This window comes from Stenotrophomonas sp. GD04145 (assembly GCF_029835135.1).
GTDB lineage: Bacteria > Pseudomonadota > Gammaproteobacteria > Xanthomonadales > Xanthomonadaceae > Stenotrophomonas > Stenotrophomonas maltophilia_P.
Window position 1 is genome coordinate 102,506 of the sequence record NZ_JAODZG010000006.1, and the last position, 14,956, is coordinate 117,461.

Genomic DNA, 14,956 nt, shown 5'->3' on the forward strand with positions numbered 1-14,956 from the left:
CATGCCCGCAGAGGCTGTGACCCATTCAGCGGCGCCCGCCCGGCCCGGCCGCGCAGCGGGCGCAGCACCTCATGGCATCACAGGCGGCACGTAATCCAGCGTCATGCCCAGCAACCACAGCAGGCCCAGCACCAGCGGGATGTGCACCAGCAGCTGGATGAAGGTGAAGCCGACGATGTCGCGGGCCTTCAGGCCCAGCACGCCCAGCAGCGGCAGCATCCAGAACGGATTGATCAGGTTCGGCAGTGCTTCGGCGGCGTTGTACACCTGCACAGCCCAGCCCAGGTGCGCCTTCAGTTCGTTGGCCGCCTGCATCACGTACGGTGCTTCGATGATCCACTTGCCGCCGCCGGAGGGAACGAAGAAGCCCAGGACCGCCGAGTACACGCCCATCACCAGAGCGAACGTATCGGTGCTGGCGATGTGCACGAACAGGCTGGACAGCCGGTGCGCCAGCGTCTGCCCATCGGCGCCGGCCGCGTGGGTGAGGATCATCGCGATGCCGCCATACAGCGGGAACTGGATCAGCACACCGGTCGTGCTGGGCACCGCCTTGGCCACAGCGTTGAGGAAGCTGCGCGGGCGCCAGTGCAGCAGCAGGCCGAGCGAGATGAACAGGAAGTTGTAGGTATTGAGGTTGGCGATCGCGGTCACCACCGGCTTGTTGGCGAACTCGTTGAACAGCCAGCCGAAGGCCAGCAACGAGAGCAGCACGGTCAGCAGCGGGCTGTATTCGAGCCATTCGCCGGGGCGCGTGCGGCGCTGCAGCGGCTCAGGCTCGGCCTGCGCCGCACCGGGAAACGATTCAGCGGTGCGCGCACTGCCAGCCGCCGGTGCGGTCAACCAGGCAATCAGCAGTGACACCAGGATCAACGCCGCGGTCAGCACGATCGACTGCCACAGGAAGATGGTTTCAGTGAAGGGCAGTACGCCAGTGATCTCCACCAGCCCCGGCGGCATGCTGGCCGGGTTCGCCTGCAGCTGCGCAGCCGAAGAACTCAGGCCCATCGCCCAGACCGCGCCCAGGCCGAGGTAGGCGGAGGCACCCGCTGCGCGGTAGTCCATGCGCAGATCGGTCCGGCGCGCCAATGCACGCACCAGCAGACCGCCGAACACCAGCGAGAAGCCCCAGCTGAGCAGCGAAGCCAGCATGCTGACCAGGCCTACATAGACCACCGCACCGCGCCCCGTGCGCGGCACCCGCGCCAGCAGTTCGATGAAGCGCGCCACCACAGGCGCGGTGGCCACGGCATAACCGCCGATCACCACGAAGGCCATCTGCATGGTGAACGGAATCAGGCTCCAGAAGCCATCGCCAAAGGCACTGGCCGTGGTCTGCGGCGTGGAACCGAAGCCGATGGCTGCCAGGGCGACGATGACCACGCCCAGCACCGCGAACACGTAGGCATCAGGGAACCACTTTTCCGCCCAGGAGGCCGAGCGCAGCGCTGCGCGCGCCATCCAGCCATCCTGCACTGCTGCCGTCGAGGCCATCACCTACCCTCCCAGGTTCGATGGCTCGATTCTCGGCCTCGCGGCGGGGGCTGTCAGTCGCCTATTGGTCGTAGGACGGTATCGCGCCCCTTCCCGGCGGCGCCTGTCAGCGCAGCGCCAGATCCAGCGCGATACCGGCAAACAGCGCCGCGCCGACCCAGTTGTTGTGCAGGAACGCCTTGAAGCATGGCCCCCGCTCGCGGTTGCGGCAGATCCAGAATTCGTACACCACCAGCGCCGCAGCCACCGCCAGGCCGGACAGGTACCAGCTCCCCAGGCCGGCGCGCACACCGACCAGCGCCATGGTCGCCAGGAACAGGGCGTAGAGCACCCCTTGGATCACCAGATCCAGGTCCCCGAACAGGATCGCCGTGGAGCGCGAGCCCATCTTCAGGTCGTCCTCGCGGTCGACCATGGCGTACCAGGTGTCATACGCGGTCGACCAGAGGATGTTGCCGGCGTACAGCAGCCAGCCAAGCAGCGGCACTTCGCCCTGCACCGCGGCGAATGCCATGGGAATACCCCAGCCGAACGACATGCCCAGATAGACCTGCGGCAGGTGCGTATAACGCTTCAGGTAGGGATAGCTGGCGGCCAGGAACACGCCGATGAAGCTCATGCCGATGGTAAGCCCGTTCAGGGTCAGCACCAGTCCGAATGCCACCAGCATCAGTACCGCGAACAGCACCAGCGCGGCACGGCCACTGATCGCCCCCGTCGCCAGCGGACGGGCCTTGGTGCGCTCCACATGCGGGTCGAGCCAGCGATCGGCGTAGTCATTGATGACACACCCCGCCGAGCGGGTCAGCCAGACACCCGCGGTGAACACGAACAGGGTCCACAGCGGCGGCATGCCGCCTGCCGCCAGCCACAGTGCCCACCAGGTGGGCCACAGCAGCAGCAACGTGCCGATCGGACGATCCGCGCGCATCAGACTCCAGTAATGCCGCCAGCGCGGGATGTCGGCAAAGGGGGCGCGGTCTTGCATCATTCGCCGATGATACGCCGATGCGCACGGCATGACAGCGCTGAACTCAGACCCTGCCCCACACTGCAGGCTCACGATGCCAGCGCCATGCACTCTCGATGATTGGCGCCAGTTCGGTCCATGTCGGTTGCCATCCCAGCACCCGGCGCGCCCGCTCGCCGGACGCCACCAATCGCGCAGGATCACCTGGACGTCGATCAGCGATGTCGTAGGGGACCTGCATGCCGGACACGGTCGCAGCTGTCTGGATCACGTCCAGCACAGAGAAACCCTGCCCGTTACCAAGGTTGAACGCATGTGCACCGGGCTCCGTGTCCATGTAGTCCAGTGCCAGCGCATGCGCTCGCGCAAGATCCTGCACGTGGACGTAATCCCGCACACAAGTGCCGTCGGGGGTGTCGTAATCACGTCCGAATACCTGGAGACGTCCTGCTTGGCCAAGCATCGAACGCAGCACATTGGGAATCAGATGAGTCTCACAGCGGTGTGCCTCCCCGATCCCATGTTCCGGCAGCGCCCCGGCAGCGTTGAAGTAACGCAGGCTCACGGAACGCAAGCCGTATGCGGCGGCAGCGTCTGCAAGTACGCGCTCGGCCATTTGCTTGCTGGCGCCGTAGGGGTTGATGGGCTGTTTGGGATGGTCTTCATCGATCAGCGCTGAGCACGGCTCACCAAAGATCGCTGCCGTAGACGAGAACACGATGCGCTCAGTGCCATGTTTGCGCATCGCCTGCAGCAGGTTGATCGTTCCGCCGACATTGTTGGCATAGTACGCGTAGGGATCACGTACGGATTCACCAACCAACGACTGTGCGGCGAAGTGCATCACTGCATCGAAGCGTCGGCCGACAAACAGCCGCTGCAACGATGCGGCATCCAGCAAATCGCCCTCAACCAACTCCCCCCAGGCGACGGCTTCGCGATGCCCGGTGGACAGGTTGTCGAACACCGTGACGCGGTGCCCTTGCTCGGCCAAGTGCTGGGCCATGTGGCTACCGATGTAGCCGGCACCGCCACAGATGAGAATGTCACGCATCGGGGCCTTCCTCGATGTGAATGGTGCCCGGAGCATCCTCGCCCACGAAACACACAGAGGGCCGACACCTTGCCGTCGGCTTCCTCATCCCTCCGATGGCAGGGAATTAGTCCTTGCCGTCGGTCTTGTATTCATAGTAGCCATAGCTGTAGTAGCCAGTGGCACGCTTCTCGACGGCGTTGAAGATTGCACCCTTGATCTGCACGCCGTTCTGCTCAAAGCGCTGCAGTGTCAGTTCGATCTCCTTGGCCTGATTCACGCCAAAGCGGGTTACCAGCAAACTCGAGCCGGCATGGGTCGCCACCAGCGCCGGATCGGTGACGGCCAGGATTGGCGGCGTATCAACGATCACCAGGTCGTACTTGTTCGACATGTCCTGCAGGAGCTGCGCGAAGCGTGGGTGCATCAGCAGCTCGGCCGGGTTCGGTGGAATGTTGCCACGCACCATGTAGTGCATGCTTTCCAAGCCGGATACCGGGTGGATCACGTCTTCAACGCTGAGCTTGCCGCCCAGCACGTCCGACAAACCGTTCTGATGCGACACGCCGAGAATGTTATGCAGCGTGCCTTTGCGCATGTCGGCATCGATCACCAGCACACGCTGCCCTGCCTGCGCGATTACTGCCGCCAAGTTGGCCGATACGAAGGTCTTGCCCACCCCAGGACGTGGACCCGAGATGGTCAGGATGTTGTTCTTCGCTTCCAGCATGGCGAAATGCAGGCTGGTACGAAGGCTGCGTAGCGCTTCCACCGTCGGATCAGCGGGAGCTGAAACGGCCAGCAGATGCTGGCGACCATCGGCGATTACACGCGTGCCGTGCTTGCCCTTGCGCAGCTTTGGCAGCGTGCTGGACGCACTGAGCGGGATGGCCGCGTAGACCGGCAAGCCCATGGCCTCGATGTCGGCTGGGTCTTCGATGCCGGGGTTGAGCATACGCTGGAGGAAGACAAAGGCGGTGGACAGGAAAGCGCCCAGCAGCGTAGCAATAGCAATGATCAGGGCCTTACGCGGCTTCACCGGATTGGTTGTATCAACTACGGCCGGATCCACGATGCGCACGTTGCCCACCGTACCTGCGCGGGCGACATCCAATTGCTGCGCCTGGTTCAACAGCGCGGTGTAGAGCTCATTGCTCACCTGCAAGTCGCGGGTCAAGCGCAGCAACTCCTGTTGCGTATCCGGCAGGCTACTTACCTGGCGCTGGAAGCCGGACTTCCGGCTCTCAAGCTCGCTGATCTGGCGCAGCAGTGCACGGTAGGCGGGGTGCTCTCGCGTGAAGCTTCGATCCATCTCGGCCTGCTTCAAGCGCAGCTGCTGGATGCTGCCCTCCACAGCCACTTCCTGATCCAGGAGACCTTTGGTCTGCATGGTGATGTCAACGGAATTGGCGCGTGACTGGTAGTTGGTCATTGCCTGCTGAGCTTCTTCCACCTGCTTGCGCACGATGGGGAGCTGCTCCTTCACAAACTGAAGCTGTGCCGCCGCTTCTGCAGACCCACGATCAACGTTCTGACGCACATAGGCCTGGGCAACACGCTGAACAACAGATTCGGCCAGTTCGGGATCTTCATTTTCAAATGTAACTTTGAGGATGCCCGAGTCTTTGCCCTGCTCGGCGGCAACCACAGCCTGTTGCAGGCCAGAAATCACATCCAGGCGACGGAGCTTGATGACCCTGAAGCGTGTACCAGGCGATGCACGCAGTTGCGCCACCTCAATGGTCACTCCACCCCCCTGGGCACTTTCTCCGGCCTTCCCCTTGAGCACGACGCGGCCGTCGTCATCTTCCAGGACGAACGCGCCGTCCGTGCCGGCACGCAGCACCAGCTCCCGATTGATCAGAACTTCAGGGACGTCAAGCCGCTGCACGTCAAGCAATTCTCCGCCCCATCCGTAACTCTCTGCACCAAACTTGGCAGGTGCTACATCACCCGACTGCTCTGGCCTGAAGCGGCGCGCAAAATAGTCGCCCAGCAAAGGAAACCGGTACGGAGCCACGCTGATATCCAGACGCAGGTCATCCACGGCCTTGCCGATCACGCTACGTGAGGTGAGCAGCGCAACTTCGGTGGTTGCTGCCGGGCTCGCACCTGTCACGCCGATCGAAGTGAGCTCGGAAAGCCCGGGGATGCCGGGCATCTTGGATTCCACCTGCACCATCGACTGGGCCTGGTAGACCGGAGTGGCGAGCAGTGCATACAACGTCCCCACCACGAAGAAGAGCCCCGTGACCGCCGCAATCAACCACTTCCGGTCGAGAATCGTGCCAAGGATCTCTCGGAGATCGATCTCATCGTCCTTGATTGCTCGGGCTTCCGTCTGTCTTGTCATCGCTTCCACTTCAAAATGAGGAGACGCAGTGGCGCGGCCACGATTCACTGCTCGATCAAAGGCTTGGGTGTTCAGGGTGACCGCAAAATCTAGCCAGCGCATCAGTGTACTAGATTGCCAGGCACAGCGAAGCCTCGGCCCGAAGGGAGCGGGCCGACAACCACACCCGGCGCGACAAAGTCAAGTGCACCTGACTAATCACTTGGGCGCCAGCGGCCTTCTCGGTCCAGCGATAGGCCAGCTTCGCTGTAGTACGATTCAATCTTCGCTTTGGGCTGCATGCGTTGTGCAATCCCAAAATGAACGCCCCTATACATAAATGAACAAGGACCTTGGAATGACCGACGCCGAGGGGCGCGACGGCCACACCGCGTCTACCCTGCCTCCCCCAGTTGGCACGACTGACGTAGTGCAACGCCAGAGAAGGATGCTGAAGTGAAGATTGCCGTTGCCGGAACAGGCTACGTTGGCCTGTCCAACGCTGTGCTCTTGGCGCAACACCATGAAGTTGTCGCGTTAGATATCGATGCAGGCCGTGTCGATCTCATCAACTCCCGCCAGTCCCCGATCGAAGACCGGGAGATCGAAGATTTTCTGGCGAACAAGCCGCTGAAACTGAGCGCGACTCTTGACCGAGAGGTCGCCTACAAAGACGCTCGCTTCGTCATTATCGCAACTCCGACTGATTACGATCCAGACAGCAATTGCTTCAACACGTCTTCGGTCGAGTCCGTCATCCAGGATGTCGTTGCCACGAATCCGAATGCGATAATGGTCATCAAGTCGACCGTGCCGGTAGGATGCACGGCCGCCCTGAAGGCCCGCTTCAGTACCGATAACATTATCTTTTCCCCCGAATTTCTGCGGGAAGGAAAAGCACTGTATGACAACCTTCATCCAAGCCGCATCATCGTGGGCGAACGCTCAGCGCGCGCAACCGAGTTCGCAGAACTGCTGAAAGAGGGCGCCATCCGCAAGGAGATCGCCACCTTGTTTACCGATGCCACCGAGGCGGAGGCCATTAAGCTTTTCGCCAACACTTACCTGGCCATGCGTGTTGCCTATTTCAATGAGCTGGACACTTATGCCAGCTCCCGCGGCCTTGATACCCGCCAGATCATCGAAGGGGTCAGCCTCGATCAGCGCATCGGCAATCATTACAACAACCCATCGTTCGGGTATGGCGGCTATTGCCTGCCGAAGGACACGAAGCAGTTGCTGGCCAATTACAGCGACGTGCCTCAGAACCTGATTCACGCCATTGTCGAATCAAATCGCACGCGCAAGGATTTCATTGCCGATGCCATCATTCGACAAGCCCCAAAGACTGTTGGTATCTACAGACTTGTCATGAAGGCCGGATCTGACAACTTCCGCGCCTCAGCCATTCAAGGCGTCATGAAGCGAATCAAGGCGAAAGGAATTGAAGTCATAGTCTACGAGCCATCACTACGCGACGGAGAATTCTACCGCTCCCGCGTTGTCAACGACCTGCCTGAGTTCAAACGCAAGGCTGATGTAATTGTAGCGAACCGGGTTTCTGGTGAACTTCAGGATGTCGCGAAGAAGGTCTACACGCGCGACCTTTTCGGTTCGGACTGAATTGTAATCGCCAATGCCATTCTCACCTCCAAGGCCGCGGATCCCTGGTGACGCGCGATGCTGCGTGAAAACCGCCCTCATTCCGCCATCGGCACGACAGCCATATGAAAAAGCTAACTGAATTTATAAAAGTGGCCTATGGCTACGCGAAAGTCTACTCGTATGACATCTACCGTTTCGTCAGATTCAGCGGCACCCTGAGAACGCGCACGCATCCGGCCACGCGTGGCGCCCTTATGACCAAGTACTACCATATGGTGGAGAAAGGTCTGGCGTTGCCTCAGCCGCGGCCAGGATTCGGCGCCGAGATGACCAAGGATCTTGGCGATCAAATGGAGCGGGCCATGCGGGATGGCGTCTGCGCACATGAAGTGCAACTGTCCGCAGACGCCCTTGATACTTACATGGCTTTCAACGCGCAGATGGGTACACCTTCACCTTCGCACGTAGCGCAGTCGGTCATCAGCGCTCGCAATGCGGGATTTGCGCCTTCTGGCTCGGCTCTCAAGCAGATGAAAGTGCGGCAGCAAGACTCTGAGATCCATCTAGCCTTCCTGCGCAGCCGCAGCTCAGTGCGCGGCTTCGGCGATGGAGCCGTGCCACAAGAAGTGTTGTTGAAGGCAGCTCAGGCGGCCCAGTTTGCGCCGTGCGTGTGCAATCGCCAGGCTGGTCGACTCTATTTCCTTACGACCGAAGAACAGAAGCGAAAGGCACTGAGCTATCAGAAGGGAAATCGCGGCTTCGGAGACACTGCCGCCGTCATTGCAATCGTGACAGTGGATATCGCCGAGATGCTTGAACCGACTGAGCGCTACCAGCACTGGATCGATGGCGGCCTGTTCGCGCAGAACTTCCTGCTCGGCATTCACGCGCAGGGATACGGAGCGTGCCCGCTTAACTGGTCTGCGCCCATCACACGGGACATCGGGATCCGCAAGTTGGGATATATCCCGGACTCGGAGAGCATCATCATGATGGTTGCCATCGGGCCACTCAAGGACGAGTACAGCGTGGCTCGATCAGAGCGTCGACCATTGGCGGACATTGCCCACTTCCCGGACTTGGAGCACAAGCAATGAACGTGCTGCTTCTGACCTATTCATTCAATTACAACTACGGGGGCCTGCTGCAGGCATACGCGACTGCGCAGTACCTGAGCAGTATCGGCCATGAAGTTGTCGTACCCACGGCTCACCCCGCCCATATGGTGGGGAACACCTCGTTCTGGCGAGGAATGGGGCTGAAGGGCGGGAATCCGCTCAAGGCCGTCCTGAGGCGCTTTCGGCAGACCAAGCGATACCGACGTTTTGACGCTTTTCGTTCAAGACTTCCGCTGGCTCCGCAGCTGTCCTCCAAAGAGGCCATCAATGCCGCCTTGGCGCGCTTCGACGTGATCCTTACCGGGAGCGACCAGACCTTCAATACGAAGTTCATGCCCAAGTACGATTCGTACTTCTTCCAAGGCTTTCACCACGGCGGTCCACGCAAGGTAAGTTACGCTTCCTGCTTCGGCACGCGCGAACAGAAGCCCGAGATAATCGCAAGGGCTGCGCCGGATCTGAAGAATTTCGACGCGCTTGCAGTTCGCAATGAAGTGAGCCGACAGATCATCGCCGACTTGATCGGCATTGAATCGACAGTTGTCGTCGACCCGACGCTCCTCCATGACTTCAACGAGCTGAAGTCCGATGGGGAAGGTGCTGCCGCATCCAGTCGATACATCATGGTCTATGCATTGGACACCGCAAACTTCCCCATTGCTGAACGCATCATTGGCCAGCTGAAGGAGTCCGACCCCGATCTGGAGGTTCATTTCGTCAACGGCGAGAAGAACTTTGACAAACCTGCGTGGGCGTCGCACCTGATAAATGACTATGGCCCTCTGGAGTTCCTGCGTTCGATCCAGAACTCGGCGTATGTGGTGACCGATTCCTTCCACGGGGTCATCTTCACCCAGAAGTTCGACCGCCCCTGCATCGCCTATTCCTCAGGCTGGCGCTCCGAGCGGATCGTCAGCATGATGCGAGATTTCAATGCCTCTGATCTGCTGGTGCTGGAGAATGATCCCAACGCTGTGAGGGCAGCGGTCACTCGGGTTGTCCGCGATGGCGCGCGCCTGAGCATCAGCGACGATCTGGAGAGTAAAATCCTGCGCTCGAAGCGATACCTCAACGAAGCATTGGGCAACCCGTGAATCTGAGCCAAGTCGGCAAAAAGGGGTTTGCCCACCTGCTCGTCATTGTGCTGACGAGCAGGGCGTCTGCGTTCATTGCCCAATGGGTGATGGGCATCTTCCTGTTTCCGGAAGACTTCGGACTGATTGCAATCATCTCCATCGTCTATCTCCTGGCGTCCGGATTCAAGGAAGTCGGGCTCTATCAGATACTGCAGGAGCATCGCGACGATTTTGAATCCCAGGCACCAAGCCTCACAGCCTCTGCGCAGATACTGAATCTGAGCGGCGTTGCGCTGTTGCTTGTGGCGGCGCCAATCATGGCTGAGCACTACCACGATCCGCGACTTCTTTGGATCACGGTAGTGCTGGCGCTCACCATGCCGTTCAACATCGCCGCACTTCCATACAAGGCCAGATCGGCGATCGCGTTCAACTTCAAGCGTATTTCCCGAGTTGAATCGGTATCGGCACTGGCCAGCAACCTCAGCATGGCCGGGCTCGCAGCAGCTGGCGCGGGAATCTACAGCTTTGTCGCTTCCCAAGTGATTTTGGCGCTCGTCACATTTCTCATGTACCGCTGGGGCCAACCGCGCATTGCAAGCCCTCTATGGCCGGGCGCAAGCAGGCTTCGAGCGTTCTTCAAGCGCTGCAAGTGGTTGATTGTTTCCTCCTACCTCAACAACGTTGCTACACGAGGCGAGTACCTCGTGCTGTCTCTGATCCTGAGCAAAGCGGCTCTCGGGTTGTTCTACTTCTCCTATCAGTTGATGGCAGCAGCGGTGCAGTTGATCGGAATGGCGCTGAATCATCTGCTCTTGCCGCTCTTCTCCGCGATCAGAAACGACGCGGCTAGAGTTCGCTCGGGCCTGCACAAGGCCGGCCACGCGCTTTCGCTGATGTCAGGGGCCCTGTGCCTATCCCTGTTGGTGTGGTTCCCATTCGTCATTCGTCATGTCTGGAGCGGAAAGTGGGATGCCGCGATTTCGCTTACTCTGATAGTGACGGCCGCTGTCCCACCCCGACTGCTGTCTTCGCCACTTGGCTCTTCCGCACTCGAAGCGATGGCGCGTTACCGTGAGCGAGGAATACTGTCGCTGGTCGATGCATTGACCTTGATTGTCTTTGTCTGGATCGGTGGCCAATTCTTCGGCGTGGAAGGCGCGTGTGTCGCAATGGCAGCCCAACGGCTGAGTGCGGGAATGCTGTTCTATTTCGCCGCCGCCAGCGCCTGCGGACTGCGCACCCGCATGGCCTTCTATCAGCTCATGAAGAACCAGGCACCCTACCTTGCCTGCGTGGCGGCGCTGTCCGGATACGTTTTCCTGATCATTGGCTACAACGGTTTCATTCACCTCGGCTTTGTTCACACCCTGGCCATCTACGCTGCACTGATGGTGGCGTATGTGGCCATGAACCATAAACGCATCGCTGAATATGTCCTTGAACGCTGACAAACAAACTCTCCACGAGCCGCAGCGCTACTGCTTCTGCGCGGATGGGCGCTATGTAGACTTCATCGTCCCTGCCGTAGAATCAATCGCGAAGAGCGGTGCGTCGGGCACCAAGTTCTCGGTTGATATCATCGTGGACAAGGAACCAAAGGTTGGCGTTCTGGGTGCACTCAAAGCACTATGCTCCGGCGATGTGACCGTCCATGTCATTGATCCCGCTCAGTTCGGCGATCTCCTGGAAGTGACGCACATTTCCAGAGGTATGTATTACCGGCTATTGATCCCAGAACTGCTCGACGCGGATAAGGTCCTGTACCTCGACTGCGACGTTCTTGTAAGACACAGTCTTAGCGACCTGTTCAACACCGACCTGGAAGGTGTTCTGGCGGGGGCAGTCATCAATCCTTTCTATGATGGAAGTCGATTGGGGCTGGCGGACGGTGATCGTTATTTCAATTCCGGCGTCTTGCTGTTGAACTGCGCAGAATGGCGTGCTGATGGCACCAAAGACAAAGTTCTGGCGTATCTACGCGACAACACGGACTTGCTGAGGATGCCGGACCAGGACGCATTGAATGCCGTGCTCAGGGGACGATGGCGCGAGCTTGATCCCACGTACAACTGCCAGGTATCAATGCTGCTCAGGCACAAGGAACTGGCTGCAGAGCTGGCACCTGGCTGGTCCATGTCATTCCTCGAGTCACCGGCGATCATGCACTTCTCTTCGGCGCACAAGCAGTGGCATGCCAGCAATCGGATTGTGTTCTCGAAGGAATACCGACAGCTGCGCACGCACATCATGGAGCCGCGCCGCGGCCCGTTCCTGGACTTCGTCATAGGCCGGATCAGGCAAGCGAAGTTCGCCATCGGGCAATCCAATCCCTACTTCTACTAATCAGTTCGACGAAAGGCGGCAATGGCAACCAGCATCCCGGCACCGACAGTTCCCCTGAAGCGGCCCACGTTCGATACCGTGCGGTTTGGCGACTTCAACATCATTTGCGCGTCACGGCAGGACCTGGTGGACATGGCGCTTTACGACTGCGCGCATCGATCGCGCCCTGCGCAGCTGGTGTTCGATGCTAATGGCCACGCATTGTCATTGGCACGCACCGATCGGAGATTTGGCTCGCTTGTGCAGGAGGCCGACATCGTTCATGCCGATGGAGGATTTCTGGTGTCCCTGTCCAAGCGATTGAAGCTCAATGCCATCCCTGAGCGCAGTGCCACAACTGACATGCTCCACGATTTTTCGAAGGCATTCGAGAATACCGGCTTTGGGTTCTATCTTCTGGGATCCGAGGAGCGCGTTAACTCATCATGCACCAGCATTCTGCAAGAGCAGTACAAGGGCATGAAGATTTCTGGCCGACGCAATGGGTTCTTCACCCCGGACGAAGAACAGGAAGTTGTCGACGCAATCAACGCTTCCGGCGCGGATATCCTCTGGGTCGGCCTGGGGAAGCCCAAGGAGCAGGAATTCTGCGTTCGTTGGCGCGACAAGCTCAAGCCGCGCTGGATCATCACCTGCGGAGGGTGCTTCAACTACGTGACCGGTGACTATCCTCGTGCTCCTGCCTGGATGCAACGCAACAACCTGGAGTGGGTTCATCGCTTGGCCACGCGACCGAAGGAGTTGTTCGTCCGATATGCCGTTACAACGCCTCACTCGCTGTGGATCGCCCTGACGGACCATTCCAAGCTGGCTTCAAAATAGTCGCACGGCAGTTCTGCTTTCTCCACTTCCCATGGCTCGGGTAGCAGCCGATGAGAGACACGCATGCCCCCCTTCTTTTCGATTGTGATTCCCACCTACAATCGCTCATCAACCATTCTCCCAACGCTGCTTTCGGTTCAGGGTCAGACATTCTCCGATTTCGAATGCATCATCGTTGATGATGGATCAAAGGATGTCGACGCGCTGACCAAGTTGGTAGACCAGCTTGCTGATCGGCGTTTCCGTGTAATACAGCGCCCTAACGGGGGTGGAGGGGCTGCGCGCAATACGGGAATCGAGGCGGCAGTCGGACTTTACATCGCATTTCTTGATTCTGACGACTTCTTTGTACCCGAGAAGTTGGAGCTCTTCCACGCGTATCTGCGTCGGTCCCCCTATCCGGCACTTTACTCTTACGCCAAAGTGGACCGTGGAATTCCCGATCGCATGTGGATACGTCCCGACCGCCCGATCCGGGAGGATGAGTCGATGGCCAGCTATCTATTCATCGCAAATCAGTTCGTGCAGACCTCAACGATCGTCATGGACAGCAGCCTCGCGAAGCGGGTCAAGTTCAATCCAGAGCTTCGCAAGGGTCAAGACCTTGATTTCTGCCTCAGAGTGGACGTGGATGGGACCAAATTCCGCATGCTGGAGCAACCCTTGATCGTCTGGACGGACATCAGCGAGGTAGGACGTACGTCGCGCCATGCGGGATCAGCGGCACCTGCCCAGTGGTTGAACCACCACGCCCATATGATGACCCCGGCGGAGATCATCGGATATCGAGCTACAGTGCTCTCCTATTATCAGCCCAAGCATCGTTTCCTGGTTGTCCTGAAGGATCTGGTACAAAGTGTGACTGTCGCGAAAGTGCCGCCCAAGGTGGCGCTCCGTCATTGGTTGCGATTCATGCTACCAAGATCGCTTTACCGCTCTATTGTCTCTGTCGCCATTCGCTCTCTGAAGCAGAAGGGCCCAAGCAGCAGCGAATTCCAAGAATGAGTATTTCCAGCGCATTCACGATCAAACGCCGGCCGTATCCAATTTCGCTGCTCTACCTTGGAACGATTCTCATCGTGACAACAGCGTGGCTACCTCGACTGTCCGGCGTGACGGTTGGCGAGCCCATGCTGGACTTGGTTTTCGCGGCATCGTCTGCTGCCCTGCTGTGGGTGTATGGCGCACGTAAGGATCGGATCTTTGCTCAGCAGCTCTTCTGGATTGGCTACCTTGTCGCCGGTGCGGCGCTTGCCGTTGGCTTGCGCAATACAAATCCGTTGGACTTTGCGCAGGCGTACAAATTCGTCTGGTACTTGATCCTGCTCGCACCGTTCGCGTGGGCACCTGGCCCCATGAAATCGGAAGATTTCAGGCGACTGCTGAACCTTTGCCTTTTCATGTTCTTCAGTGTCTATCTAGCAAAGCGGGCCATCGGAATTGATCGGCCTGTTCTGATGACAGAGAACAACTTCGAAATCATCTTCTTGTCGCTCGTCTACTTCAGCGCCCATGTTTCAGGCGTAAAGATCAGCGGAATGCAGACTGGCACACTGCTGGCCGTGGTCATCCTCTCCGGATCTCGCTCCGCTGCAATCGCTGCCGCCTTGGCCGTTCTGTTCGCGTTCGACTTCAGGTCCCGTAACTCTGCAAAAGTCGTCGGCGGAATGATCGCCGGCACCGCAGCAGTCGTATTTGCATTCCTAATTTTCGAAAATCGCTCGCAAGGTGGAATCGAGTCGATCGATAGATTTCGGTTTCTGATGATGTTCCTTGAGTCGATAAGAAACTGGGACACAACGGACTATGTGCTTGGTGCCGATAGGATTTCTCCACTTCCCGCACACGTGTGCTCGTCACTCTCCTACTATCAATCGCTCTTCAGTTTTAGCGGCAACGGGAGTTGCTATTCCGTCATCCTGCATAGCTTTAATATGCGGGTGATCTACGATCATGGCCTTGCAGTAACCGCCCTGACGTTCATCTACCTCATCGGTGTGATGAAGAACGCCAAACGCCATCAACGGCTCTGCGTCATTCTCATCGTTTTGGCAAGTGGCCTTTCCGTATCGGCCCTCAACAATGTGTATACAACACTGGGCATTGCGCTTGTATGCCTGGCAGCCGGCGCTGCGAAGAACGAAAAATGTGAATGATTCC

General features: G+C 58.8%; 12 protein-coding genes. 8 read left to right on the forward strand and 4 right to left on the reverse strand.

The window, feature by feature from the left end; genetic code table 11:
- Window positions 1-69: 69 nt before the first annotated feature.
- From N7367_RS05455 to N7367_RS05470, 4 genes are all read right to left on the reverse strand, one after another.
- The gene (locus N7367_RS05455; RefSeq protein ID WP_193396040.1) at window positions 70-1,494 is read right to left on the reverse strand and encodes a TIGR00366 family protein; all 1,425 of its coding nucleotides are present in this window, start codon (window positions 1,492-1,494) and stop codon (window positions 70-72) included.
- A 106-nt stretch (window positions 1,495-1,600) separates the two neighbouring features.
- Window positions 1,601-2,485 (reverse strand): 4-hydroxybenzoate octaprenyltransferase, encoded by an 885-nt coding sequence (ubiA, locus tag N7367_RS05460; RefSeq protein WP_065181486.1) that lies wholly within the window; start codon window positions 2,483-2,485, stop codon window positions 1,601-1,603.
- 43 nt (window positions 2,486-2,528) lie between these two features.
- Entirely contained in the window at window positions 2,529-3,518 is a 990-nt protein-coding gene (galE, locus tag N7367_RS05465; protein WP_279941890.1) for a UDP-glucose 4-epimerase GalE, read from the reverse strand.
- Window positions 3,519-3,624: 106 nt separating this feature from the next.
- Window positions 3,625-5,850 (reverse strand): polysaccharide biosynthesis tyrosine autokinase, encoded by a 2,226-nt coding sequence (locus tag N7367_RS05470; protein ID WP_279941930.1) that lies wholly within the window; start codon window positions 5,848-5,850, stop codon window positions 3,625-3,627.
- Between the two features lie 435 nt (window positions 5,851-6,285).
- Here N7367_RS05470 and N7367_RS05475 point away from each other — a divergent pair, with 435 nt between their 5' ends.
- The 8 genes from N7367_RS05475 (at window position 6,286) to N7367_RS05510 (ending at window position 14,952) form a co-directional block, all read left to right on the forward strand.
- A complete protein-coding gene (locus tag N7367_RS05475) occupies window positions 6,286-7,452 on the forward strand; it encodes a nucleotide sugar dehydrogenase (RefSeq protein WP_279941891.1) in 1,167 nt (388 codons plus the stop codon).
- Between the two features lie 104 nt (window positions 7,453-7,556).
- Entirely contained in the window at window positions 7,557-8,531 is a 975-nt protein-coding gene (locus N7367_RS05480) for a nitroreductase family protein (protein WP_279941893.1), read from the forward strand.
- Window positions 8,528-9,646, forward strand: a complete 1,119-nt coding sequence (locus N7367_RS05485) for a polysaccharide pyruvyl transferase family protein (RefSeq protein WP_279941894.1) — start codon at window positions 8,528-8,530, stop codon at window positions 9,644-9,646. The genes N7367_RS05480 and N7367_RS05485 overlap by 4 nt, the downstream gene beginning before the upstream one ends.
- Window positions 9,643-11,079, forward strand: coding sequence for an oligosaccharide flippase family protein (locus tag N7367_RS05490; RefSeq protein WP_180875608.1), 1,437 nt, complete (start codon window positions 9,643-9,645; stop codon window positions 11,077-11,079). Before N7367_RS05485 ends, N7367_RS05490 begins: the two co-directional genes overlap by 4 nt.
- Window positions 11,069-11,974, forward strand: coding sequence for a glycosyltransferase family 8 protein (locus N7367_RS05495; RefSeq protein ID WP_279941896.1), 906 nt, complete (start codon window positions 11,069-11,071; stop codon window positions 11,972-11,974). Before N7367_RS05490 ends, N7367_RS05495 begins: the two co-directional genes overlap by 11 nt.
- Before the next feature lie 21 nt (window positions 11,975-11,995).
- Window positions 11,996-12,796, forward strand: coding sequence for a WecB/TagA/CpsF family glycosyltransferase (locus N7367_RS05500; RefSeq protein ID WP_279941897.1), 801 nt, complete (start codon window positions 11,996-11,998; stop codon window positions 12,794-12,796).
- Between the two features lie 63 nt (window positions 12,797-12,859).
- A complete protein-coding gene (locus N7367_RS05505) occupies window positions 12,860-13,801 on the forward strand; it encodes a glycosyltransferase family 2 protein (RefSeq protein ID WP_279941898.1) in 942 nt (313 codons plus the stop codon).
- Entirely contained in the window at window positions 13,798-14,952 is a 1,155-nt protein-coding gene (locus N7367_RS05510) for a hypothetical protein (RefSeq protein ID WP_279941900.1), read from the forward strand. Before N7367_RS05505 ends, N7367_RS05510 begins: the two co-directional genes overlap by 4 nt.
- Window positions 14,953-14,956: the final 4 nt, after the last annotated feature.

Bases quoted from the DNA above. Each gene is read 5' to 3' on its own strand.
- ubiA (WP_065181486.1), bottom strand. From the start codon at position 2,485: ATGATGCAAGACCGCGCCCCCTTTGCCGACATCCCGCGCTGGCGGCAT.
- N7367_RS05505 (WP_279941898.1), top strand. From the start codon at position 12,860: ATGCCCCCCTTCTTTTCGATTGTGATTCCCACCTACAATCGCTCATCA.
- N7367_RS05485 (WP_279941894.1), top strand. From the start codon at position 8,528: ATGAACGTGCTGCTTCTGACCTATTCATTCAATTACAACTACGGGGGC.
- N7367_RS05455 (WP_193396040.1), bottom strand. From the start codon at position 1,494: ATGGCCTCGACGGCAGCAGTGCAGGATGGCTGGATGGCGCGCGCAGCG.
- N7367_RS05500 (WP_279941897.1), top strand. From the start codon at position 11,996: ATGGCAACCAGCATCCCGGCACCGACAGTTCCCCTGAAGCGGCCCACG.
- N7367_RS05470 (WP_279941930.1), bottom strand. From the start codon at position 5,850: ATGACAAGACAGACGGAAGCCCGAGCAATCAAGGACGATGAGATCGAT.
- galE (WP_279941890.1), bottom strand. From the start codon at position 3,518: ATGCGTGACATTCTCATCTGTGGCGGTGCCGGCTACATCGGTAGCCAC.
- N7367_RS05480 (WP_279941893.1), top strand. From the start codon at position 7,557: ATGAAAAAGCTAACTGAATTTATAAAAGTGGCCTATGGCTACGCGAAA.
- N7367_RS05510 (WP_279941900.1), top strand. From the start codon at position 13,798: ATGAGTATTTCCAGCGCATTCACGATCAAACGCCGGCCGTATCCAATT.